Origin of the sequence: Marivirga arenosa, from assembly GCF_030503895.2 — a bacterium.
GTDB lineage: Bacteria > Bacteroidota > Bacteroidia > Cytophagales > Cyclobacteriaceae > Marivirga > Marivirga arenosa.
The window spans coordinates 74,171-98,052 of the sequence record NZ_CP129970.2 but is presented as its reverse complement, the minus strand read 5'-3'; the positions used below and the strand labels follow the sequence as shown (position 1 = coordinate 98,052).

The following is a 23,882-nucleotide window of genomic DNA, read 5'->3' as shown; positions in this document are numbered from 1 at the left end:
ATCGCTTTAAAATAGAGATGTATTTGTTGTTATAGACAATAAATGAATTTGTAAATAATATTTAAATCACTCAATTATTAATTGAAATTTTATTATTTATGTGTTTCTAAACATCAATTATTAAAAACCAAAACTATGAGTCATCCTAATTTGCTCACCTCAACACGCGAACCACTAGATGTAGAATTAAAAGTTAAAGAAGGTGAGATCCCTAAGGATTTATCGGGATTCGTATTTATCAACTCGGGAGCAGGAACCGTTAATAGCGGTGGCTTACCTTATGAACGAAAATTGCCAAATGGTGAATTTAATCAAGAATTTGGATCACCTGTTATAAATGGTGATGGGTATATGTATCGCTTTGACTTTACAGAAGAAGGTAAAATCAAATTAAAAACAAGGATATTGAAAACTCCTTGTTATTATGCTGATATAGCTTCAAGTCCAATATTAAATCCTAATAATCCTTATGCTGATATTGCATTTAAGAATAGGGGGCTAGCAAGGATGTCTATGAAATTGGGTACTAGAAACCAGCTCAATACAGCCATCACTCCATTCAGAACACCCGGTGATCCGCAGGCGAGATTATTGGCTACTTTCGATGCAGGTAGGCCATTTGAGTTTGATCCCGAAAGTATTGATTTAATTACACCTATTGGAGAGAACAAATTCTGGAGAGCAGGAACTCCACCATTTTTAAATAATCCTTTTCCTATGGTGCTAACTTCTGCGCATCCTGTTTATGATCCAGAGACGCAGGAGGTCTTTAGTGTTAATTTCACTAAAACCACTCGAAATTTATTAAGTGCTACTGAAATATTTCATCTATTATTCAGTAGTGAGGAAGAACTTGAGGCTAGATTAGAAGAAAGAATTAGCAGATGGGAAAAGATAGAGGATAAAGAACAAGTTGTTAAAGAGGTAAATGATTTCTTTTATCATGAAGCAGCTGAGAAGGAAAAAAAGTCTTTTTGGGATAAGGTAAAAGCCTTTTACTGGAAATTGATTGGAAGACATTTTTCTAATGAAAATGCGGTCTATTTAGTGAAGTGGAAAGGAGAAAAAACACCGATATCGTATAAAATAGTTAATGAGGATGGCTCAAATATAGACATTGAGCATAATATGCATCAACTAGGTTTTAGTAAGGATTATGTTCTTTTAGCAGATACCAATTTCAAGTTTACACTAGATGTAATGCTCAATAACCCTTTCCCTAATAATGAAAGAATTGATTCATTTTTGAGAGAGTTGTTAGATGGAGCTCAAAATGATTATTCTACCCTTTATATTGTTCATCGAAAAGATTTACAACCTAATGTAAAAGAAGTAAAAGCACATAAGGTTGTTTTACCACTTGAGACAGTTCATTTTTCAGCTAATTACGACAATCCAAATGGCATATTAACTCTTCATGCTGCTCATAATTGTAGCGCTTGTCCAGCAGAATGGGTTAGATATTATGATGAATGTAAAATAAATGGAAGTCCAATTGATCCTCAAAAAGTGGGGATGCTTGCAGTGGGTGAAATGGATATTGGTAAAATCGGAAAGATTGTGATCGATGTGAAAAATCGAGATAATTTAGAAGATCAAACTAGATTTTTGCATTTGGAAGGAAAACCAGGAGAGAAAGATCCAGGTCCACACACATGGGGAGTAGGATTATATACTTACAAAGATATGCTTTCACCAGATAGAAATGTAGGTGAAATAAAGCATATTTTCTGGCAGGCTTATGGTCTTAATGATCAATTACTTACAGATTTTATGTATAGATTATACAAAGACCCAAATAGGAATAGGACATACTCAGCAGAACAAATGATCGAGTTCACTAAAAAGGGTGCTCCCTTCGTTTTAGAAACAGTAGAAACTGATTCGATGAAAGCTACCGATCATTACAGTTTTCCTAAAAACACCTATATGTGGTCATTACAATTTGTACCTAGTAAATCTCCAAATAGTGATATTCCGGAATCTTTGAATGGTTATATTTTATGTACCGTAATAGGAGAGGAGCAAAATGTACATCAAAGTAAATCTTACTTCTCTGAAATATGGATTTTTGATGCCTCTGATTTAAGTAAAGGTCCTGTCGCTAAGTTAGATCACGAAGAGCTACAGTTTGCTTTTACAATTCATTCTGTTTGGGTGAATGAAGCTAATCAAGTAGATACACCTGCATATAAAATTAATATAAAGCAAGATTATGATGAACAGATAAAGCATATAAGAAGGCGATGGTTACGTAGAAAAGTGCAATCTCTTATGAAAGATCACGTTTATCCTCATTTTCGATAAACTATTTTTATTTTTGATATAAAGCTGTTAATCTCGCATAAAACTTTTTAATAATATAGATGAATTTAAATCTAGCAGATAGTTTTGGTATAAACTTGAATGAGAAGTGGGAAGCGGAGTATAAACGAATTGGTCATGTTTATGCTCGCTGGGGAGCGCTATTGGTTATATTTTTATTTCCACTAAGTACAATTCCTGAATTATCTATTGAAAAGACAGATATTAACATCTGGTATGCCTTTCGTTATGGGCCTTCAGTGGTGGTAGGTTTAGTATTCCTACTTCATCAAAAATTTAAGTTTAGTCATGAGTTACTATTTGAGGTAATAGCGTTATGCTTGTTTACATCAGCAGCCTATATGGTAGATTGTAATGATTGGATGACTTATATGATTTCAATGGTTACAGTATTTATTACTAGTGCTGTTTTGGTAATTCTAAGACCTTTCTATTTTGTTATAAACTTCTTTGCAGTATTTCTGATTCAAGTTTTAGTTCACACTTATTTTTGTGAGGCTAGCGTATTAGATTATTTTCTAATGAAAGGAGTTAATATACTAATAGTAGTAGGAATAGCTGCTTTTTCTATGGCTGCATTTAGGTACTATATCATGAAAAATAACTTCATGCATAGAGTAGCTTTACAGGAGGCTCATTTTGAATTACAAGAAAGAAATCAGAGTTTGATTAAAGCTCAAAAGGAATTAAGATTTAAAAGTGATCAAATTTCTGAGCAAAATGAAGAGCTAAAAATGCAGAAGGAAGAAATTCTTTCACAAAGGGATGCAATGCAGTCTCAAAAGGAATATATTGAAAAGCAGAATAGAGATATAATTGGAAGTATTCGATATGCTCAGAGAATACAATCTGCAATGCTTCCTACAGATGCTTATGTGAAAGGGATGTTGCCTAACTCATTTATATTATTTCTTCCAAGAGATATTGTATCAGGTGACTTTTACTGGGCTGCCGAGATCAATGGTAAAAAAATAATTGCGGCCATAGATTGTACAGGGCATGGGGTTCCTGGAGCTTTTATGTCATTAGTAGGAGATACTAATATGAATCAGGTTGTATTACAAGAAGGAATAACTGATCCTGCTGAAATATTAAATAAACTACATGAAGGAGTTTGTAATTACCTAAAGCAGTCGGAAACAGAAAACCAAGACGGTATGGATGCTGCCATAGCCGTTATTGATGAAAAAAATAAAACCATCCAATTTGCTGGTGCTAAAAATCCATTAGTATATATTGATGATAAGCAAGAAATTAATGTAGTTAAAGGTGATAAGATTTCTATTGGAGGTAAGCGTAAAATTCAAAATGATGAAAGTTTTACTACTCATGAAATACCTTTCAATTCAGCATATACCTATTATATGTATTCTGATGGTTATCAAGATCAATTTGGCGGACCGAATGATAAGAAATATTTGGTAGGTCGTTTGAAAAAGCTTTTAAGGGAAGTTTCAGTTAAAGAAATGAATGATCAGAAGTTCCTTCTCAATAAAGAGTTCGATGAATGGAAATACGGATACAGTCAAACTGATGATGTATTATTGATAGGTTTTAAGTTATAATAATCCATTAATTATTTGAATTTCATACTAAATTCAAAATTAGTTTAGTAATTTTATTTTATGGATGATTATAAGATTCTCATATATATAGTGCTGTCAATTCTTTATTTTCTTTTTAAAGGAAAGGGAAAGAAGGAAAAGCCTGTTACAAGAAAAGAGGTACAAAAATCTCCTTCATCTGATCAAGCTAAAGAAAACAGACCTAAAACTTTTGAGGAAATATTAGCTGAATTGTCTGGTCATAATCAAGAAGAACAATCAACCAATGAAGAGGAAACCATTTTAAGAGATGGTGATGAAATAAAACCGCTTTCTGACCAGGTTGAAGAACGGCCTATGGATCAAGAAGTGAGTGCTGAAGATTATAGAAATGCTGATGAAACTTTAAAAGAACTATACAAAAAAGGAGAAAAACTTAAAAGTATAGATGAGTTAGTTGATATAGAAGAAGTTGAAATACGATCAAATCGATTCGCTGAGTTTGAGGATAAATCTGATGATAATAATTTCGCTCGAGAAATAAGAGAAGGTTTATCTGATCCTGAAAGTGCGAAAAAGGCAATAGTTTATGCTGAAATTCTTAATCGGAAGTATTAGTACTTACTTTTTCTAATTCATACTTCTGTATCACCCAGTCTTCAGAATTTTTAAGATTTAATTTTACTTCTAAAATTAGTTTTTCCTTAGTTTCATGATACATTTTCGCATTCTGATACGATAATTGGATAGAAGCCTTTTTATTATTTAATCTGAATTCATCTACTTCAATAAAGTACTTTCTGGCAGGTTCATCTATTTCATTTTCTGATATAAACTTTATGGTTTTGTCACGTATTGTTAATTCTATTTCATCATTCAATAATTCCGGGAAATCCAACATGAAAACTTCTTTTCTATCATTAGAACGCACATATCGTGGTGAATTATTAAAATGCTCCTGAAATTCTTCTATGTTTAATGCAGCCTGAAGGACTAATTTTTGGTTTTTGACTTCAGGTTCTTGAATGTTGAAAATTGAAATGATCAGTATAAAACTAAAAAAGAATTTCATTATGAATTAATTTGAAATCTTATGGGGATAACTCTTCTAGATCGTACAATATTTCCATTCTGTTTACCAGGGTTCCACTTTCCTTGTTTTTTCAGAACTTCAATGGCCAATTCATCACAACCATAGCCAATTCCTTTTACGGCTTGAATATTAGAAAAGCTTCCATCTTTTTCAATAATGAATTGTAAATACACTACACCTTCTATTTTGTTTTCAATGGCTTCTTCAGGGTAAAGTCCTTCCATTTCTTCTGATAGCTGATTATAGAACTCTTGAATTCCATTTTTAGGTTCAGCTTGTTTCTCAACTACGTTGAAAATTTTATCAGTAATTTGGATTGCTTCTTCAACAGTAGCAGTATTAATATCCTTTGCTAAAACTATTTCTTCGTTTTGATTGAAGTTACATGAAAATATAAATGAAGTGATAAAGAATAGGAGAGCAGCTACTATTGTCTTATTACTTGAAGTATTATTATTTTTTAGCATATCTAATCTATTCAATATGCTAGGTTTAGCGAAAAAGCTAGCTAGTTTGAATGAATTGTTATTTACAGTCTCTCTAATTAATAAATTCACATAATTATTCTTTTCTGTTGCTTTGCTTGCGTAATGGTCAGCTATGTATTCATGATTTTCAACTACATACCGTTTGATCAATCGATTTAATGGATTAAGAATTAAAATTGATGAGCACAATTCTATACAAAATATATCAATAAAATGAAGTCCTTTCCGATGTGATTCTTCATGTTTAATTATGATATCTTTCTCTTGATTATTTTGTAGCTTAAGTGGTAAAAGTGTTTTGGTAATAAATGTAAGTGCTGGAATATCATTTTCTACCCAATATACTTTTGATCTGTAGTCAAATTTTGAGTTTCTAATTACTAGATTAAATTGAGAATAACTTTTAATAAATCTTATTATGAAAATAGATACAGAACCAATACAGAGAGTTAAATAGACATATTTCAGAATCTGATAAAGGTTTAAGCTAGTTCCAGCATTCCCAACGCTTTCTTGTATTATTTTCGAATCATTAATGCTGTTTTCAACAATAGAGGTATCTATAATGATTACGGTGTTAAAAAAATTAAATTCTAGAAAAGGAGCAATAATACTAATGAAATATGCTCCTAAAAGATAAAACCTATTAAAGTGGAAGTTTTTTTCTTTTCTAAGGAAAAAGTGAAAAAAACTTCCAAGTATAATAAATAATAGATGTGCTTTTAAAATGTAAATAATGCTATCCACTATTTTTGTTCTTTGATATGTTGAAGTACTTCATCTAATTCCTCCTTGCTTAAATTTTCTTCTTTAGCAAAAAATGATGCCATATTCGCAAATGATCCTTCGAAATATCCAGATATTAATTTTTTTAAGCTTTGTTTTTTATATTCATCTTTCTTTAAGATAGGATAATATAAATAACTTTTACCAGTCTTTTCGTGCCCAACTACTCCTTTTTTCTCTAATATTCTAATGATAGTACTTACGGTATTATAGGCTGGTTTTGGAGAAGGTAAAGTTTCTAAAACTTCTTTTACATAAGCTTTTTTAAGCTCCCAAAGCTTATGCATGATTTCTTCTTCGGCTCTTGTTAATGTTTGCATTTGTTCCCTATTTGATTTCGATAAATATAGAACTAATTAATTAGTTTCCAAAGCCTTAAAAGCTATTTATATGTGTGTTTTTAGCCTATTAATCGAAAAACTATTAATCGTTTTTATTACTAGTCATATTGTAATTCTTATTTTTTAAGAATATAAGTCGATCATCTTTCCCTACTTCTTCAGGGTAACCAGAAATTATATGTAGTTTCTTTTCTGAGGTAATAATGAATAGTGGAATTATGGTTTTTCCCTTTTCTTCTAAGAATTCTTCATATTCTGCCTCACCATAAAATTTCACTTCTGAAATTTCACTATTTTGTCTAAGTAAATGATTTAAGCTTAGGTAATCTAATCGAGATTTGAATAACACATTTTTAGGTAACGGTAGATTTTCATTTTCAGCTTCTTCTTTACTCACAATTCTATAGGTATTTTCTAGTCCTAATTCATTATCGAACCAGTTTAAAGCCAAAGAATTAATGCCTGAATTACTGGTTACAGCCATCATTTTACCTATTTGGGATAAATCAATTTCTTCAAAGATCTCTTCTGATAAAATATTCCCTTCATATACTGGTAAATTTAATTTTCTAGCTTCATTAACATTGTGTTTGGCAGTATCTGCTAACAAAACATAGAAGCCTTCTTTTTTAAGGAACAAGGCTAACTTTTTAGCAATTTCATTTGCCCCAACAAATAAAACTCCTTGAGGTTCTTTTCTTAATACGCCTAACCACTTTCCAACGTATTTTGCACTTGTACCTTGAATAATTACAGTTCCAACGATCACCAAAAATACCAATGGAAGTAACAGTTCTGCTTCAGTTTTAATAGTGGAGCTTGTGGCGGAAGTACTAATTAAGTCTAGAGAAAATAGTGAAGCAACGGCTGCAGCTACTATTCCCCTGGGGCCTATCCATGATACAAATAGTTTTTCCTGCCAGCGAAGAGTAGAACCTATTGAACTGAGCCATACGCCTAATGGACGCAAGACAAATATCACAACTGCAAATAATACCAAACTTCTGGTTCCCAGTTGCTCTATTTGATCAATATTTATTCTACTAGAGAGTAAAATAAAAAGAACAGTTACAAGTATTAAACTTATATCTTCTTTAAATGAAAGTATTTTTTTAAAATCATCAAGTTTTAGGTTTGCCAATACTATTCCCATTATGGTAGTTGCTAATAAACCCGCTTCTTTTTGTAACATATCTGAAAGGGAGAATACTAGAATAACAGTACCTAGTGTAATAACATTTCTTAAATAATCTGGGATTTTATTTTTACTAATTATGTACCAGATAAGAACTGCGCCAAACCCACCAATAAAGAAGCCGACTGAAATAGTGATAAAGAAATCCTTAAGTGCTTCAACAGTATAATACTCTCCATTTGAAGAGCTTTTTATGAATTCATATACCAAAACGGCTATTAATGCGCCTAATGGATCAATTAAAATCCCTTCCCATTTTAGAATGGTATTTATTTTTGCATTTGGCCTTACGTTCCTCAAAATTGGCAAAACTACGGTTGGCCCTGATACAATGATTAGCCCTCCAAAAAGTAAGGCCATTGAAAGACTTAAGTCTAAAATTGCCACAGCAGCTATTGTTCCCCCTACAAAAGTCACTAATACCCCAACAATCAACAAGTTTCTTACAGTACTAGCGACCGTTCTTACTTCCTTTAAATTTAAGGTTAAGCCACCTTCAAATAGAATAACACCTACTGATAAGGATACAAAAGAGAATAAAAGATCTCCAGAGAAAATATTATCTCCATCGATTAATTTAACACCATCTGGCGTAAAGAAAGTAGATACCGGCCCCACCAAAAGACCGATAATAATTAGTGGGAGAATTGCTGGCTGTTTTATTTTCCAAGCTAGCCATTGAGCAAAAACTCCTAACACTAAAATACTTGCTAATTCAATCATGCTGTAAGAATTTTGATTAAGTCAATTCTAAAAATAAAGATTAATTACCGCATTCATAAGTTTAAAGTGGAATTATTTATTTTAAACAAGAATAAATGGTGCACTAATTAAGAAGTTATTAGTTACGGTGATTAAGTTATGAAGTTGTAAGGGAATTGATTTTAACTAGATGAATATACTTTATCCTGATATTTTTTTGCTATTTCAGTAATACCTGATAAAGGGAATGTAATTGTGAAAGTACTACCTTCTTTTTGTTTACTCTTTAATTTGATATCTCCATTTAGTATTTCCGTTGCTTTTTTTACTATGTAAAGCCCCAGGCCATTACCAGAGGAGATTTGTGATGTTCTTTTGAACATATTGAAAATTTCATGCTTCATGTCCTCTGAAATCCCAATTCCATTATCTGCAACACTAAGAATTAGCTCTTCATTTTTTACTTCCGCACTAATTCGTATTTTAATACTTTTTGTGTAATTAAAAATCAAGCTGTTTTCAACCAGATTACTCAAACATATTTCTAATAAAACTGGATAGAAAATGACTTTATCATCTGTAGCGTAAACTTTTACATCATATTGATAATCAGTACGATCAAATGACTTTCTTTTTACGACTTCATCCGTTATTTTATGAATTTGGTCTTTCAAATTTATTGAAGTAGGAGCTTTTAAATTTTCAAAGTCTCCTAAAAAACTCACAGCTTGGAGTTTTTTAACCAGACCATCTAGTTTTTGAACAGTAATGTTAACCTGATTAAATAAGGTTCTTCCTTCTTCTGGTAAATCATAACCTTTTGAGATACCCACCAATCCCATTAAGGTAGTAAGTGGACCTCTAAAATCATGGGAAGCTCTGTAGAAGAAATGATCTAATTCAGAAAGGGCGTTTTCAAGTGCCAGGGTTCTATCCTTTACTCGGTTTTCAAGTTTCTCATTTAGCTCGGTAACATACTGATTAGCTTCCTGCAACTCTTCAGATTGCGCCATGATTTCTTCCTGCTTTTCTTGAATTTCATTATTCAGCTCACGCAGTTTATGGTTAGTTTTCGTTCTGATTTTTAGGTAACGGAAAATGATATAACTAATCACTAATAGAAGTATAAATCCAACTGCTAAAACAATCAAAGTATTTCTTTGAGAAGCAATAGTTCTATTTTTTAATGCAATAGTTTTTTCATTATTCTCTTTTTGTAGATTTAATAGTGTTAGCTCTTTTTCTTTATTTTTTAAGTCGTATGAGGTTTCTAAAGTAGCTAATTCTAATGTTTTGGTTTCTTCTGAAAGTTCTTTCTGTGTTTTTAATGCCTTTTGAAAATAGTCTGTAGATAATTTAAAATTATTTGTTTTAGAATATAAGTTAGCCTTTGCTTCATAAATTTTTAACAAAAAGTATTTCTCTCCCAGATTAATAGCATGTTTCTCACCCAAATTAAAATAGTATAAAGCAGAATCATTTTGATCTTTTTTCATAAAATATTCACCTAACACCCATTCCCCTTCAATTAGGCCCGCATAATTTCTTAGTGTAGAATCTACTTTATAGCTTTCTCTGTATAGCTTAATTGCTTTATAATCTTGCCCAATTTTTTCAAGTACTACAGCTTTATTAAACTTAGCAGCTGAAATTTGCTTAATATTTTTCGTTAGTTCTTCATAATAAATAGCAGAATCAAAATGAAAGATAGCGGAGTCAAAAATTTCTAAATCAGTATATAATGATCCGTAGGCGTTATGCTGACTCCCTAGAAAACGATAATTTTGAATCTCACGAGCAATTTCTAGGGATTGATCTAAATACTTTTTCGCTCTTTTTTCTAATTCAAGGGAATAGAAAATCCATCCTAATTCATAATAGGCTATTTGAAGTTCATTAAGATTCTGATTATTGTCAAATACTTTTAAAGCTTTAAAGATATAATCACTTGCCTCATTATATCTTTGCATCCATGAAAGTAGCGTTCCAGTTTCAAGATTTATTAGTGCAATACCATACTCATAATTTAATTCTTCATAAATAGATTGTGCTTTAATTAAGAATTTTGAGCTCTCTTTATAATTACTAACTTCCATGGCATTCTTAGCTAGAAAAAGATAGGTTTCAGCTAAATCCATTTTGTTATCGGTACTTTTATAGTAAAAAGCTAGCTTATTGAATATTGAGTCTGATTTTTTGTATGACGCAATTAACTGATAATATTGTCCTTGAAGACTTTTAAACCTGAGTAATAATTTTTCGGTTGCTATATTTCCATTTTGCTGTAATTGGTTTATAAGTTTTAAGGCGTGGTCAGTATAGCCAATTTTTATTGCTGCACTAAGTTTAATTAATAGAAATTCATAAAAAGCTGTTTCATTTTCATTTAATGAATATTGCTCCTTTTCGATTAAATCAAATACATCTTTGAAATGTCCTTTTTTAGCTAATACCGCAGCTAAATAAGATACATATTGAGAATAATCATATTCATTAGCTTTTAATAAATTAACTGCTTTTTGGTAGTAAGAAAGGGCACTATCATATTCTAATTTGGTATAGAAAGATATTCCATATTGCACGTAAGCATCAGCTTTAATTTTAATGTCTTCAATTCTAGGAATTAATTCAAATGCTTGTTGAGCGGCATTATGTGAGAGGGCTAAATCATTATGCCAATTTTCATTTGCTATATTTATAAAATAACTTGCAGAGTCATCCATGTTTTTTTGAGCATAGATATCTTCAAGAGCAAAAAATGCCAAGCTTATTATCAGAATTAATATGGTTCTTTTAGTGCTCAAATCTTACAAGCTAAATATCTGACTTACAAATTGTTTAAATAATCTTTAAAAGCTAAAGATTATTTAATAATACTTAAAATGATTTCGATAATTAATATGTTTTAAAGGATAATCTTATTTGATTTGACTTTAATAAGATAAATCAAAACAAAATTTAAATTTCAAAATTAAAAATTAATGGGGTTAAATCCATGGAAACTAGTTAAATCCACACTAAAATATGACAATCCTTGGATAAAAGTTGAGGAACATGACGTGATTAATCCAAGCGGCAAGGAAGGCATTTACGGTAAAGTTCATTTTAAGAATATTGCAGTGGGTGTGATTCCAATTGATGAAAACGATAATACTTATTTAGTTGGCCAATATAGATATCCTTTAGATCAATATAGTTGGGAAATTCCAGAAGGAGGTTGTCCTGAAAATGAGGATGTTTTAGAGGCTGCAAAAAGAGAATTGAAGGAGGAGACGGGTCTTTCAGCTAATGATTGGAATGAATTTATGAAAATTCACACTTCTAATTCAGTTTCAGATGAGAGAGGGGTAGTGTATTTGGCAAAGGGTTTAACTCAAGGTGAGGTTCAATTTGAAGAAACTGAGGACATAAAAATAAAAAAGCTTCCCTTATCAGAAGCTTTTAAAATGGTATTAGATGGTGAAATCACAGACAGTATTAGTATGGCTTCACTTTTGAAGTTGAAATGTTTAATCGATCAAAAGGAGCTGTAAATTTTTGATGAGATGTTTGTTTTCTTCCTCTGTACCTACTGTTATCCTTAAACAATCATCACATAATTGAACGTTAGAACGATCCCGAATTACAATTTCTTTTTCTATCAATTTTTGGTAAAGATCTTTTGCCTGATTTATTTTTACTAAGAGAAAATTAGCATCACTTTCATATACTTTTTTAACAGAAGGTATATCCTGTAAAGCCACTTGCAATCTGTCTCTTTCACTTAATATGATCTTAAGCTGTTTCTTAAATATTTCCGGATTTTGTAAAGCTTCCAATACAACTTTTTGACTTGGTCCACTAATATTGTATGGAGCTTTCACCTTGTTTAGCAACTTTATTAATTCTGTATTAGCATAAGCAATTCCTAGCCGGGCAGAAGCTAATCCCCAAGCTTTACTTAAAGTTTGTAGGATTACTAAATTAGGATATTGATCTAATTCTTTAATCCAAGATTCTTCTTTCGAGAAATCAATATATGCCTCATCTATAATTACAATACCTGGATACGTTTCAAGTATTTCTAAAATACTATCTTTTCTTAAACTATTTCCCGTAGGGTTATTCGGTGTGCAAATGAATAATAATTTGGTACTTTCGTTTACAGCATCCAAAATGTTTTTAACATCCAATTGGAATTCAGGTGTCAGAGGCACTTCGACATTCTCAACATTATGTATCGCAGAGGATACCTTATACATTCCATATGTTGGAGGGCATGTAATAACATTAGATTCACCTGCTTTACAAAAGATTCTAAAAAGTAAGTCAATCGCTTCATCACTACCATTGCCCAAAAACATATTTTCAGCTGCTATACCTTTTATTTTTTCAAGCTCAGCTTTTAAATTTTTCTGTAAAGGATCAGGATATCGATTCCAATTGTTTTGTTCCTCATCAAACGGATTTTCATTTGCATCCAAAAATACTTTGGCATCACCTGAAAACTCATCTCTGGCAGAAGAGTAAGCTTGTAATTTTAAAATATGGGGTAAAACAAGTTTTTTCCAATTCATAATTTTAATCTATAGATTATGATTAGTTTTTAATACTATTAAGACGCACAGTTACTGCATTTTTATGCGCTCTTAGAGATTCAGCTTCCGCCATTTCTTCCACATAGGGGCCAAGTTTTTGTAATCCTTCAGCTGTAATTTCTTGATAGGTTATATTCTTGATAAAACTGTCTAAAGAAACACCACTGTAGGCTCTTGCAGCACCGTTTGTTGGTAAAGTATGGTTTGTACCAGAAGCATAATCACCTGCTGATTCTGGTGTATAGTAGCCAATAAAGATAGAGCCCGCATTTTCAATTTTATCAGCTATCTCTCTTGCGTTTTTAGTTAATAAAATTAAATGTTCAGGAGCATAAATATTGATCAAGTCAATGCATTCTTTTTCTTCTTTTAAAATAAAAACGGCACTATTTTGTAGACATCTATCAGCTATTTCCCAACGTGGTAACTCACTTAACTGATGATAAATCTCCTTTTGTAAAGTTGGGATAATGTCTTGAGCTGTAGTAACAAAAATCACCTGGCTATCCACTCCATGTTCCGCTTGAGATAATAAGTCAGCAGCAATAAATGCTGGATTAGCATCTTCATCCGCATAAACTAAAACTTCTGAAGGCCCAGCAGGCATATCAATAGCAGCGCCATCTAAGCTTGCCAATTGTTTTGCTGCAGTTACATATTGATTTCCAGGGCCAAAAATTTTATCCACTTTAGGAATACTTTCTGTACCATAGGTCATGGCTGCTATGGCTTGAGCACCGCCTACTTTATAAATTTTGGTGATACCTGCTAATTCCGCTGTAAATAGAATTGCCGGATGAATGTTTCCTTCTTTATCTGGAGGACTACAAAGAACAATTTCCTTGCAGCCCGCAATTTTTGCAGGAACCGCTAACATCAATACTGTGCTAAACAAAGGAGCCGTTCCGCCAGGTATGTATAAGCCAACTTTTGGTATAGCCACTGATTTTCTCTCACAAAGAACGCCAGGCATGGTTTCTGTCCTTAAATCAGTTATTTTCTGTGCCTTATGAAATCTAGTGATATTCTCGTGTGCTACTTTAATCGCATCTTTAAGCTTCTGATCTACTTTTTTGCTTGCAGCTTCTATTTCTTTTTTTGTTACTAAAAGATCATTTATCGATATACCATCAAATTTTTCCGTGTAGTTTTTTACGCTACTGTCACCGTTATTCTTTACCTCATCCATTATCGGCTGCACTATTTTCCTTATATCATGCAGCGATTCAGTGGGTCTTTTTAATAGTTCTTCCCAATTCTCCTTTTTGGGATTAATATATTCTTTCATATCCTTTTGCTAATTCTTTCTGAAATACTGATTACTTTCAGTTGTACAACTGTTCAGTGTAATTAAATATTTAGGTTCAATTATATATTATAGAATCATTTTTTCTATTGGGGCAACTAATATTCCTTGCGCACCAGCAGCTTTTAATTTTTCTATAACATCCCAAAATTCATCTTCTTTCACTACTGAGTGTAATGAACTCCAGCCTTCCATTGCTAATGGCAACACGGTAGGGCTTTTCATACCTGGCAGTAGGCTTATGATTTCATCAATAGAATCATTAGGAGCGTTTAATAAAATATATTTATTGTTTTTACCTGCTTGAACTGCTTCGATTCTAAATATTAACTGATTTAAAATTTCTTTCTGTTCAGAAGATAACTTTTTTCCAGAGATTAAAACAGCTTCAGATCGCATAATTACATCCGCTTCTTTTAGGCCATTGCTAAGTAAAGTACTTCCTGAACTTACAATATCACATACCGCATCCGCCAATCCTATGCTAGGAGCAATTTCAACAGAACCACTGATTTCATGAATTTCTGCCTTGATATTTTTTCCTTTAAGGAAATTTTCAAGGATTTTAGGGTAGGAGGTTGCGATACTTTTACCATCTAATTCAGAAATGTCTTTATAATCCCAATTTCTGTCTACTCCAATTGATAATCTACATTTTGAGAAGCCTAATTTTTTTACAAGCTCAACGTCTTTTTCATATTCCACTAATACATTTTCACCAACAATACCTAAGTCAGCTACTCCATCTTCCACATAGCCAGGGATATCATCATCTCTGAGAAATAGAAATTCTAACGGAAAGTTATCTGCAACTGCTTTTAATTTACCTTTCCCATTACTGAATTTGATACCACATTCTTTAATTAGTTTTAGTGAATCTTCACTTAATCTACCTGATTTTTGTATAGCTATTTTTAAAGTATTCATTTTTAATTTCTGATTTCGATAATTTAATAAAAAGAGAATTTGATTAGAATTGTTTATTTAATTTCTATTAAATAAAATGATGCGCAGAATCCTGCTTATGGCAATATAGTGTGAATATCCCTCTTACAAAGAGGAATGATGGAATACGTGAACAGCATGAAATGCATGAGTTGCATTTTTTGAGATGTAGATATTTGTGCTGTTTGTATTCATTTACTGCAAATGTATTAAGCTTTTTTAATAACTCTAATAATTTTATAAATTTTTTAAAAAAAAGTGTTAAGAATTTTTACAATAATTTTAATATTGATTCATAAAATAAAAATCTCTATTTTGGTCGTATGAGAAAGATAGATTCACTACTAGAAGAATATGGGGCAAGCCATAAAAATGCTACAAATAAGAAAGTTCATTGGATTTGCGTGCCGCTTATATTTTGGAGTGTGGTAGCATTGCTTTATTCCATTCCAAATGATAGTCTTACTTACTTTCTTGGAGATGGATATTACAACAATTGGGCAGTAGTTGTACTCGTTCTAGTATTGATTTATTATATCACTCTGTCTATTCCAATTTCCTTTGGTATGTTGGCCTTTGCCATTTTGTGCATTGCGGTTGCAAGATGGGCAGATCAATTCAATTTTTTACCATTATGGGGAATCGCTTTAATAGTTTTCTTTTTAGCCTGGGTTGGCCAATTTTGGGGGCATAAAATAGAAGGTAAAAAGCCATCCTTCTTAAAAGATTTACAGTTTCTTTTAATAGGGCCAGCTTGGTTAATGCATTTTATTTATAAAAGATTAGGAATTAAATATTGAGAATTAAGAATTCAAATAATCAAATTTGAGTCCATCAATCTTAAGGGCTTCTTCTTCAAATCGGGCTTTGAATGATTGCTTTATTCCAATTTTCGCATAACAGTCTTCAGTAAACTCCTGAGTTTTTATATCGGCTTCAAATTCATTTAATAGCCTCATAACTTCGTTGGTGATTTCATAGCCGTAGTTAATATCATATAATTCTTCAATTGTAACCTCGGTCAAATTAGATGATTCTAATGCTTCAAATGCTGCAGTTTTATAGGCATTGATCAAACCAGAAACCCCTAATTTTGTACCTCCAAAGTATCGAACAACTACTACTAATACTTGGGTTAAGTTCTTGGATTTTATTTGGCCTAAAATAGGGTCACCAGCCGAATGATTGGGTTCTCCATCATCATTTGCTCTAAATTTATCTTTTGAAAGTATATAAGCATAGCAATGATGTCTTCCATCATAATATTGCTTTTTAACCTCTTCTAATCTTTCTTTTACTTCATCTTCATCACGAACTCTAAAGGCCAAGCCAATAAATTTACTTCCTTTTTCTTTATATAATCCTTCACCACCCTTTGAAATTGTATAGAAAGAATCCTTCATTATTTTCTTTACTTAAATATTTTTAAAGGCTTTAAATTTTACTCAAAGCTCAAATTAGTTGAAAAGCTATTATTAATTATAGTTTAAAAAGTATTTTTACACTTATGTGGCAAAACTATCAAATTTCTGAGCAATTCCCTTCTCAAAAAGAGGAAGCTGAAATGGATCTGATGCTTTTTACTAAAAAAGAGTATTGGCTATTTCATTTAAGAAAAGAAGAAATTTTGCCAGTGTTAGTTAAAGATGATAATGGAAATATACTGTCCTATTGGTGTTTTTATAAGTCTTCAAACGAAATAAGAACTCCTTTCAGTGCTCCTTATTTTAAACCTTTTATTTCACGAACTTCTAGTTTTCTCATTCAATTTGAAGTTGTTAAAGGCTATTTGAAATCAAATTATAATCAAAAAGTCTATTTCGCATTTTTGAAATCTTTAATGGATGAGTATGAATTTTTTAAATCGAATATACAGTCAGTTGATATAGGAACAGTTTTATCAGTTGATAAGGCTGATTTTTCAAGAGCAATTGTAAACGATAGAAAAAGTAGGAAGTTAAATTCATTATTAAAAGATAGATCCTTTAAAACTGAATTAGTTCGTAAAAATGATTGGAAAGAGACTTATGAATTAAACCTGAGTTGGAGGATAGAGAAGGGTCACCAAAATTTTATTAGTTCTGAATTGATGAGAAATCTGAAGCTTAAATTCCCTCAAAATTACCAGGCATTTCATTTAATAAATAGTGATAAAGTAGTGGGTACAGTCTTTTTTGTTAAAATTCATTCTGAGTTTTTATATGTATATTCCTTAATTACAAATCCTAAATATGATGCTAAGGAACCCAGCTTATTACTTTGGAATGCAGTCTATAATTGGGCTTTTGAAAATAAAATTCTTTTTATCGATATGGGTACTTCTATGCTCTCTAATAAAAGTATAAATAAAGAATTGCTATCCTATAAGTTAAAAATAGGAGGGAAATGCTACCGAAAATATAATGTTGAATGTTAAAGACCATTACAAAATATCAACATGCGGTATTTAGTGCAATATTGATCATAATCAGAAGTGCAGTGGGTTTTGGAGTTCAAAAACTTGTTGCTGTTGCATATGGGCCAGTAGGAACTACCTTAATCAGCCACTTTCAAAATTTAATATCAATTTTCACTCAACCTGTTCAGGATGTAATTGTAAATGGTTTAATTAATGCTTTCCCTAAAAAGGATTTTGAAAAGTCTAAAATAATAGGGGCCTCACTTCATTTATTATTGATATTATTGAGTGGTACAGCCTTCATTCTATTTTTAAAATATATTTTTAACGAAAGCTTATTTAGTTTTTCATTTTCACAATGGGTTCTGATAGTTATTTCAATAATGCTTTTCAGCCTTGGTTTAATTCTATCAGCCATTTATGTAGTTGAGAAGAAGCTGAAAATATTTCTTAGTATTTTTTCATTTCAATGGCTTCTCTTCTTTTTAATTGTTTTATTATATGAGTTTGAGTTAAATGAATTTTTACTCTTTTGGTTAATTATTCAAGCAATTTTTACTCTAATACTTTATCTGCCTATTAAGAACCTTTTTAAGATAAACTTTAAACTTGATAATAAAATTAAAAACCATTTTAAGCAATTTCTCATAATTGGGTTTACTGTTTTAATAAGTAATAAATGGGTTGATTATTTTGTCAGAGAATATGCAGTACAAGAATTTGGTCAAAATGAATCGGGTCTTTGGCAAGCGGTGGTTCGTTTATCAGAAGCATATAGAGGATTGATTATTAGCTTTTTGTTTTTAACTTTTTATCCCAGTATTTCAAAAGCAATTTCATCTGATACCATAAAAAGTACAATATTACGGAAGCATTTCTTACTATACCTGGTGTTATCTTTAATGCTAATCATCATTTTATTCCTTTTTTCTGATCAATTATTAACTCTATTGTATAATAGAGAGTATAGTCAGGCAAATTATTTATTTCGGCTTCAGTTAGTAGGAGATTTTTTGGCTATATTATCATTCCCTTTTGCTATATATCTTTTAGCCAGAGTAAATACCTATTCCTACATTTTTGCAGAAATATTAAGCACGATTGTCTTTATTATTGTAATTTTATTAAAACTTGGAAATGGAATTGATTCCATTGTTATAGCTCACATCTGCAGATTTATTATTTATTCCATATCAATTTCTGCAATTAGTGTAAATGATTTAAAAAATGTCAGCAACTAAGGTCACTGTAATTTGCTTATGTTATAATCAGGAAGAATATGTAGTGGAGGCTATGCAATCCGTTTTAAATCAGACTTATCCAACTGAATTAATCATTGTGGATGATGCTTCTACGGATAAGAGTGTGGAAGTCATTAAATCATTTCTAAAGAATCAAAGAAGAGAGATTAAGTCTATCTTTTTAAATGAAAATCATGGAAATTGTAAAGCTTTTAATATTGCATTGAAAGAGTGTGAATCGGATTATATAATTGACTTAGCAGCAGATGATGTTCTTTTGCCTCATAGGGTAGAAGAGGGAGTTAAGAATCTAAAAGCTAATAGAAATGTGGCAGTAAACTTTACAAATGCTAATTATATTGATCAGAATGGTGAATACATAAAATCACATTTTGAAGTTGATGATATTAAAAGATCAAAGGAAATAGTACCAGAAGGAGATTGCTTTGCCGCTATTTTAGAGCGTTATTATATATGTTCTCCTTCCATGATGTACAATGCAAAATACCTAAAAGAAATAGGAGGTTATGATGAAAGTTTAGCCTATGAAGATTTTGATATTATGCTGCGCCTATCCAGAAAATATCCATTTAGTTATACGGATAAAATATTGGTGAATAAAAGAATTCTTAATAATTCCATGTCTGCCAATCAATATCAAAAAGATAATAAGCAGTTAAATTCAACACTTATTATATGTAGAAAAGCGTTTAAACTAATTAAGGAGAGAAAAGAAAAGGTAGCGCTTATAAAACGTATCGCTTATGAAGCAAAACAAGCTTTTGTTAATAAAAGGTTTATATTATTCATCTCATTTATTAATTTAGAATTTAAAACTATTTTGCAAAAATGAAGAAAATACTTTTTGTGTGCTTAGGGAACATTTGCCGATCTCCATTAGCTGAGGGTTTGATTGTGAAGAAAATTGCAAAATTAAATTTAAACGAGCACTTTAAAATTGATTCCTGTGGGACTGCTGACTACCATATTGGTGAGCTACCGGATGAAAGAACTCGCGAAAATGCACTAAAAAATGATTTAGAATTAAATCATAGGGCAAGGCAATTCGAATACTCTGACTTCAATAAATTCGACCATATTTTGGTCATGGATAATTCTAATAAGATGAAAGTGATTGGCCAAGCAACTTCCGAGGAGCATCTTAGAAAGGTTCAGTTAATGAGAGAATTTGAAACTGAAGATGATCTGAAAGGTATAGATGTGCCAGATCCTTATTATGGTGGCGAGGAAGGTTTTCAAAACGTATTTGATATATTAGATAGATGCACTGAAAATCTTTTAGAGTATCATTTACAGACTATAGAATACTAGTATTTAGTATCGGTTTTCATCAGTGGATTAATTATCCCACCAGCTTCTTCTTCTGTTTAATTTCAAATCCTGTAAAATTGAAGCCTTTACTCCAATATCTACACTGAAAGATTGGAATCTTCCAAATGGTACCCAATTTGCATTAATTTGCCAACAGTGTAGATTTCTGAAGATATTGATGGAAGTTTGTGTGAAGTCTTTTTGCTCAAAATCATAACCCGAAGTGAAACCAACTTTCCAGTTTTCTGTGAAATTAATGTCCCCGCTGAAATTCATGGTTTGTTGCACTGTAGCTTCTTCATAGCCGTCTTTGCTCCATCTGATATTATATCGTACTCTTAAGTTCCATGGAACATCGAAATCAACATACATTTGAGGATTATTGGATAATGCCTGCACCTGATCTTCAGTGGCACCGGCTTGCCTAGCTTTGTCTTCTAAATTATTTCGGTTTTCATCATCGCTTTTCTTACCCTTAGGGTTCAGGTTAGTGGATAATGCAATATTTGCTGTGGTTAATCGTCCTATTCCTTGGCCACCTTCCCAAGCATATTGATCAATTTCACGCTGAAAAACTTCCGTTTGCCCCCTTTCATTTGTCGTGATACTATCCAATACTATAACATATGGATTTATGCCAGTTTGTATGTTAACATCTAATTTATTGTTAAAAAGATTTGTTCTAGCATTTATAGAGATGGGTGCCAATCTAAATGAATCAGCTATTATATTATAACTGGTGGAAAAAGAAAGGTTGTCAAAAATTTTCACCTTAGTAGGAGTGTCAGAAGTATCACTAGCCTTTTTAACTTTCATTTCAATGGTATTAGCTAAGGAAATACCTATTGTTCCCGATTTCCCTCTACCAGGACTACCGTAAACAAATCCATCATATTTTGAAAAGATTCTAGTGTTTCCAAGAGAGTCAGTCTGAACTTCCTTGTAAATACCATATTGTTCCTCACCAAAATCGGGACGCCAGTTGAAGTTTACGGTTGGAGTCATAATGTGGCGAACTGCTTTCACTGGTCCTTTCTTAGGGTAAATTGTACCATATAATCTAGTAGTAAAACCAATGCCAGCATTGTAAGAGCCAGCTCTACTAAAAGTATTTAAGGTATCAATTACTACAGTTTTTAAAGAATCACTGTATCTGTGATTTAATTCTCTTAGATACCATACCTCATCATAATTAAAGTTAGGACTTGCCGTAATGAACTTAAATAAATTAAAAGAAGTAGAAACTGGTACTCTATGCCTACCTCCATTATTAGCTCTTTCTAATAAGAAAGGTAAATTTTCTGGACTAAAGTCTGCAATACTATCTTCTGTAGCTTCCAGGCTAACTCTTCCAATATTATTTGTTATTCTATTTGTACTTGTAAAATTGTATGAATAATTCATTTTCTGTAGCCAGTCAAAACCATCCAGATTAACCTTTTTAAATGGATATTGCCTGTTCATGTTCAAAGCTACTTCTGGTAATAGAATGTCAATTTCATTAGTTCTAATATTTTGATTGTGTCTTGCACTTATCGCATAATTGAAAGGCGTTCCTGCAATAACGTTAGAATAAGAAATATTGGAATTAAAGTTCGCGTTTACTTGCTGCTGGTAGTTTGAAGTTGGGTTGTTTTGGTTATAGCTTGAGGTTCCACCATTCACTGAAGCAGAGAATCTTCCTGTCCCTTTTGATTCAGGTCGATGTGACCATTGTATCCAGAAATCTTTTGAAACTGCTGAATCTACTTCAGATTCCCCAATTTGCTGCTGATTAAAACGGATGTTAATGTTTCCGCTATAACTGTATCTCTTTTTATAATTTGAAGCTAAAGATAAACCATAACTTCCTTTTGAATAAATTTCACCTCTTAAAGCTAAATCAATATATTCACTGATAGCCCAATAATAACCTCCATCTCTTAAGAAAAACCCTCTTCTATTTTCTTCACCGTAAGTAGGGAATAAAATACCAGAGGTCTTATTATTGGGCATCGGAAACATACCAAATGGAAATAATAAAGGCGTGGGAAGTTCTGTGATTTCTAGGTTAAAAGGGCCAGCAAGTATTTTATCTCCAGGAATTAATTTTAATTTATTTGCTGAGATACCAAAGTGAGGATGATCTAAATTACAAGTAGTATAGAGAGCATGGTCACTGAATAATTCGTCCTTTTCGTTCTTTTTCGTCCAGTTTGAATGCATGAAGGCTTCCCCTTGCTGGGTTACTACACCCTTAATAATGGCTTTTTTGGTGTCGAAATTATATCTAATTTCATCTGTTTGATAAACTTGGCCTCTATCCGAGAATATTGGTTTACCGCTAATATTACCGGAAGTATCTTTTAATCCACTGGCATCTAGTACCTTGGTATTGTAATTAACTTTTATCTTATCAGCATCTAGTTCAATTTCTCCATAATCTACATGGGCCTCTTTAAACATAATAATGTCTTGAGTTTTCAAGTTAAAGTTTAAAGAATCCTTGGCATTGTAATTGACTGTGGTTGCGATGTCCCCTTTTTTCTTGTTTTTAACAGTATCAGCTTCGGCTTTTGTGCTATCAGAAATTATAGCAGCTGTAGAGTCTGTTAAAGTTTTAAGACTATCAATATCGAGGGATGTGTTAATCAAGGAATCGGTTTTCTGTACTAAAGAATCCGCGTCTTGAGTAAAACCAAAATAAGGAACAATGAATATGAAAATACTTAAAATATACCGCCTCAAATTATTTCGTGGATTTTTCCGATTTGATGAATTTTTGCAATCTTTGTGTAAAATTATACTATTCAAATTAAACAACCGAAAGATTGTGAAAAATATTACCATCCTTTCTACACTTACTATTTTGATGGTCCTTGGCTCATTCACAAATCTTAATAAACCTTCATATAAAGTAAATAAGGTTGTGATTGATGCTGGACATGGGGGCAAAGATAGTGGAACACGAGGCGTAATGTCAAAAGAAAAAGATATTGCTTTAGATATTGCTTTGGAGCTAGGTGAAATCATTAAAGAATATTTGCCTGATGTTGAAGTCATTTATACTAGAAAAGATGATAATTTTGTTGAACTTGACGAACGCTCGAATATCGCGAACAAAAATGGTGCCGACCTGTTTGTATCTATTCATTGTAATGCAGTTGACTATAGCGAAAAAGTTCACGGCACAGAAACCTGGATAATGGGACTTCATAAGTCAGAAACAAACTTGAATGTAGCAAAAAGAGAAAATGCTGTTATTCTTATGGAGGATAACTACGAAGAAAAGTATGAGGGTTTTGATCCGAATGATCCAGCTTCTCACATATTATTTTCTTTATACCAAAATGCTTATTTAGCTAATAGTTTGAATCTTGCCGAAAAAGTAGAATATCAGTTCGATAAGAGAGTAGGAAGACACAGTAGGGGTGTTAAACAAGCCGGATTTGTGGTTTTATTTAAAAGCTCAATGCCGAGTGTACTGATTGAAACTGGCTTCTTAAGTAATCCTAAAGAGGAAAGATATTTGAACGATGACTTAGGAAAGACGTATATAGCATCGGGTATTTTCCGTGCCATCCGAGATTACAAAGTAGAAATTGAATCAATGAACTAAAAACTTATACA

The 23,882-nt window shown here is 31.8% G+C and carries 20 protein-coding genes; 10 read left to right on the top strand and 10 right to left on the bottom strand.

Annotated elements, in window-relative coordinates:
• Positions 1 to 135: 135 nt before the first annotated feature.
• From QYS48_RS00395 to QYS48_RS00385, 3 genes are read left to right on the top strand one after another with little or no spacing between them, the layout of a single operon-like run.
• Positions 136 to 2,307, top strand: a complete 2,172-nt coding sequence (locus QYS48_RS00395) for a carotenoid oxygenase family protein (RefSeq protein WP_308357054.1) — start codon at positions 136 to 138, stop codon at positions 2,305 to 2,307.
• A 59-nt stretch (positions 2,308 to 2,366) separates the two neighbouring features.
• Positions 2,367 to 3,890, top strand: coding sequence for a SpoIIE family protein phosphatase (locus QYS48_RS00390; protein ID WP_308357053.1), 1,524 nt, complete (start codon positions 2,367 to 2,369; stop codon positions 3,888 to 3,890).
• Positions 3,891 to 3,950: 60 nt separating this feature from the next.
• Positions 3,951 to 4,487 (top strand): hypothetical protein, encoded by a 537-nt coding sequence (locus QYS48_RS00385; RefSeq protein ID WP_308357052.1) that lies wholly within the window; start codon positions 3,951 to 3,953, stop codon positions 4,485 to 4,487.
• Here QYS48_RS00385 and QYS48_RS00380 read toward each other — a convergent pair.
• From QYS48_RS00380 to QYS48_RS00360, 5 genes are all read right to left on the bottom strand, one after another.
• Entirely contained in the window at positions 4,471 to 4,941 is a 471-nt protein-coding gene (locus QYS48_RS00380; protein WP_308357051.1) for a hypothetical protein, read from the bottom strand. The two genes, QYS48_RS00385 and QYS48_RS00380, sit on opposite strands and share 17 nt — an antisense overlap.
• Positions 4,941 to 6,197, bottom strand: a complete 1,257-nt coding sequence (locus QYS48_RS00375) for a M56 family metallopeptidase (protein ID WP_302099978.1) — start codon at positions 6,195 to 6,197, stop codon at positions 4,941 to 4,943. Before QYS48_RS00375 ends, QYS48_RS00380 begins: the two co-directional genes overlap by 1 nt.
• On the bottom strand, positions 6,197 to 6,556 hold the full coding sequence (locus tag QYS48_RS00370; RefSeq protein ID WP_308357050.1) for a BlaI/MecI/CopY family transcriptional regulator: 360 nt from the start codon (positions 6,554 to 6,556) through the stop codon (positions 6,197 to 6,199). The genes QYS48_RS00375 and QYS48_RS00370 overlap by 1 nt, the downstream gene beginning before the upstream one ends.
• A gap of 103 nt (positions 6,557 to 6,659) precedes the next feature.
• Positions 6,660 to 8,495 (bottom strand): cation:proton antiporter, encoded by a 1,836-nt coding sequence (locus tag QYS48_RS00365; protein ID WP_308357049.1) that lies wholly within the window; start codon positions 8,493 to 8,495, stop codon positions 6,660 to 6,662.
• A 161-nt stretch (positions 8,496 to 8,656) separates the two neighbouring features.
• Positions 8,657 to 11,278: an ATP-binding protein gene (locus QYS48_RS00360; protein ID WP_308357048.1), complete on the bottom strand. Its 2,622-nt coding sequence runs from the start codon at positions 11,276 to 11,278 to the stop codon at positions 8,657 to 8,659.
• 177 nt (positions 11,279 to 11,455) lie between these two features.
• On the opposite strand from QYS48_RS00360, the gene QYS48_RS00355 reads away from it, so the two are divergent.
• A complete protein-coding gene (locus QYS48_RS00355; protein ID WP_302099987.1) occupies positions 11,456 to 12,007 on the top strand; it encodes an NUDIX hydrolase in 552 nt (183 codons plus the stop codon).
• Here the strand turns inward: QYS48_RS00355 and hisC are convergent.
• From hisC to hisG, 3 genes are all read right to left on the bottom strand, one after another.
• A complete protein-coding gene (hisC, locus tag QYS48_RS00350) occupies positions 11,984 to 13,030 on the bottom strand; it encodes a histidinol-phosphate transaminase (protein WP_308357047.1) in 1,047 nt (348 codons plus the stop codon). The genes QYS48_RS00355 and hisC overlap by 24 nt on opposite strands.
• 22 nt (positions 13,031 to 13,052) lie before the next feature.
• Positions 13,053 to 14,339, bottom strand: coding sequence for a histidinol dehydrogenase (hisD, locus tag QYS48_RS00345; RefSeq protein WP_308357046.1), 1,287 nt, complete (start codon positions 14,337 to 14,339; stop codon positions 13,053 to 13,055).
• An 87-nt stretch (positions 14,340 to 14,426) separates the two neighbouring features.
• Positions 14,427 to 15,284, bottom strand: a complete 858-nt coding sequence (hisG, locus tag QYS48_RS00340) for an ATP phosphoribosyltransferase (RefSeq protein WP_308357045.1) — start codon at positions 15,282 to 15,284, stop codon at positions 14,427 to 14,429.
• A 341-nt stretch (positions 15,285 to 15,625) separates the two neighbouring features.
• Here hisG and QYS48_RS00335 point away from each other — a divergent pair, with 341 nt between their 5' ends.
• Positions 15,626 to 16,102: an Mpo1-like protein gene (locus QYS48_RS00335; protein ID WP_308357044.1), complete on the top strand. Its 477-nt coding sequence runs from the start codon at positions 15,626 to 15,628 to the stop codon at positions 16,100 to 16,102.
• 3 nt (positions 16,103 to 16,105) lie between these two features.
• Here the strand turns inward: QYS48_RS00335 and QYS48_RS00330 are convergent, their stop codons facing one another.
• Positions 16,106 to 16,705: a YigZ family protein gene (locus QYS48_RS00330; protein ID WP_308357043.1), complete on the bottom strand. Its 600-nt coding sequence runs from the start codon at positions 16,703 to 16,705 to the stop codon at positions 16,106 to 16,108.
• 104 nt (positions 16,706 to 16,809) lie between these two features.
• Between QYS48_RS00330 and QYS48_RS00325 the strand changes: the two genes are divergently transcribed.
• From QYS48_RS00325 to QYS48_RS00310, 4 genes are read left to right on the top strand one after another with little or no spacing between them, the layout of a single operon-like run.
• On the top strand, positions 16,810 to 17,718 hold the full coding sequence (locus QYS48_RS00325) for a hypothetical protein (protein ID WP_308357042.1): 909 nt from the start codon (positions 16,810 to 16,812) through the stop codon (positions 17,716 to 17,718).
• A complete protein-coding gene (locus QYS48_RS00320) occupies positions 17,712 to 18,941 on the top strand; it encodes a hypothetical protein (protein ID WP_308357041.1) in 1,230 nt (409 codons plus the stop codon). The genes QYS48_RS00325 and QYS48_RS00320 overlap by 7 nt, the downstream gene beginning before the upstream one ends.
• Entirely contained in the window at positions 18,928 to 19,794 is an 867-nt protein-coding gene (locus tag QYS48_RS00315) for a glycosyltransferase (RefSeq protein WP_308357040.1), read from the top strand. Before QYS48_RS00320 ends, QYS48_RS00315 begins: the two co-directional genes overlap by 14 nt.
• On the top strand, positions 19,791 to 20,273 hold the full coding sequence (locus QYS48_RS00310) for a low molecular weight protein-tyrosine-phosphatase (RefSeq protein WP_302099995.1): 483 nt from the start codon (positions 19,791 to 19,793) through the stop codon (positions 20,271 to 20,273). Before QYS48_RS00315 ends, QYS48_RS00310 begins: the two co-directional genes overlap by 4 nt.
• A gap of 27 nt (positions 20,274 to 20,300) precedes the next feature.
• On the opposite strand, the gene QYS48_RS00305 is transcribed toward QYS48_RS00310, so the two are convergent.
• A complete protein-coding gene (locus QYS48_RS00305) occupies positions 20,301 to 23,000 on the bottom strand; it encodes a putative LPS assembly protein LptD (RefSeq protein WP_308357039.1) in 2,700 nt (899 codons plus the stop codon).
• A gap of 124 nt (positions 23,001 to 23,124) precedes the next feature.
• Here QYS48_RS00305 and QYS48_RS00300 point away from each other — a divergent pair, with 124 nt between their 5' ends.
• Positions 23,125 to 23,871, top strand: coding sequence for an N-acetylmuramoyl-L-alanine amidase (locus QYS48_RS00300; protein ID WP_308358442.1), 747 nt, complete (start codon positions 23,125 to 23,127; stop codon positions 23,869 to 23,871).
• Positions 23,872 to 23,882 lie beyond the last annotated feature (11 nt).

Coding starts and splice junctions, on each gene's coding strand:
- QYS48_RS00325 (WP_308357042.1), top strand. CDS start 16,810: ATGTGGCAAAACTATCAAATTTCTGAGCAATTCCCTTCTCAAAAAGAG.
- QYS48_RS00355 (WP_302099987.1), top strand. CDS start 11,456: ATGGGGTTAAATCCATGGAAACTAGTTAAATCCACACTAAAATATGAC.
- hisG (WP_308357045.1), bottom strand. CDS start 15,284: ATGAATACTTTAAAAATAGCTATACAAAAATCAGGTAGATTAAGTGAA.
- QYS48_RS00380 (WP_308357051.1), bottom strand. CDS start 4,941: ATGAAATTCTTTTTTAGTTTTATACTGATCATTTCAATTTTCAACATT.
- QYS48_RS00370 (WP_308357050.1), bottom strand. CDS start 6,556: ATGCAAACATTAACAAGAGCCGAAGAAGAAATCATGCATAAGCTTTGG.
- QYS48_RS00395 (WP_308357054.1), top strand. CDS start 136: ATGAGTCATCCTAATTTGCTCACCTCAACACGCGAACCACTAGATGTA.
- QYS48_RS00390 (WP_308357053.1), top strand. CDS start 2,367: ATGAATTTAAATCTAGCAGATAGTTTTGGTATAAACTTGAATGAGAAG.
- QYS48_RS00330 (WP_308357043.1), bottom strand. CDS start 16,705: ATGAAGGATTCTTTCTATACAATTTCAAAGGGTGGTGAAGGATTATAT.
- QYS48_RS00310 (WP_302099995.1), top strand. CDS start 19,791: ATGAAGAAAATACTTTTTGTGTGCTTAGGGAACATTTGCCGATCTCCA.
- QYS48_RS00385 (WP_308357052.1), top strand. CDS start 3,951: ATGGATGATTATAAGATTCTCATATATATAGTGCTGTCAATTCTTTAT.
- QYS48_RS00300 (WP_308358442.1), top strand. CDS start 23,125: ATGGTCCTTGGCTCATTCACAAATCTTAATAAACCTTCATATAAAGTA.
- QYS48_RS00315 (WP_308357040.1), top strand. CDS start 18,928: ATGTCAGCAACTAAGGTCACTGTAATTTGCTTATGTTATAATCAGGAA.
- hisC (WP_308357047.1), bottom strand. CDS start 13,030: ATGAATTGGAAAAAACTTGTTTTACCCCATATTTTAAAATTACAAGCT.
- QYS48_RS00335 (WP_308357044.1), top strand. CDS start 15,626: ATGAGAAAGATAGATTCACTACTAGAAGAATATGGGGCAAGCCATAAA.
- QYS48_RS00320 (WP_308357041.1), top strand. CDS start 17,712: ATGTTAAAGACCATTACAAAATATCAACATGCGGTATTTAGTGCAATA.
- QYS48_RS00365 (WP_308357049.1), bottom strand. CDS start 8,495: ATGATTGAATTAGCAAGTATTTTAGTGTTAGGAGTTTTTGCTCAATGG.
- hisD (WP_308357046.1), bottom strand. CDS start 14,339: ATGAAAGAATATATTAATCCCAAAAAGGAGAATTGGGAAGAACTATTA.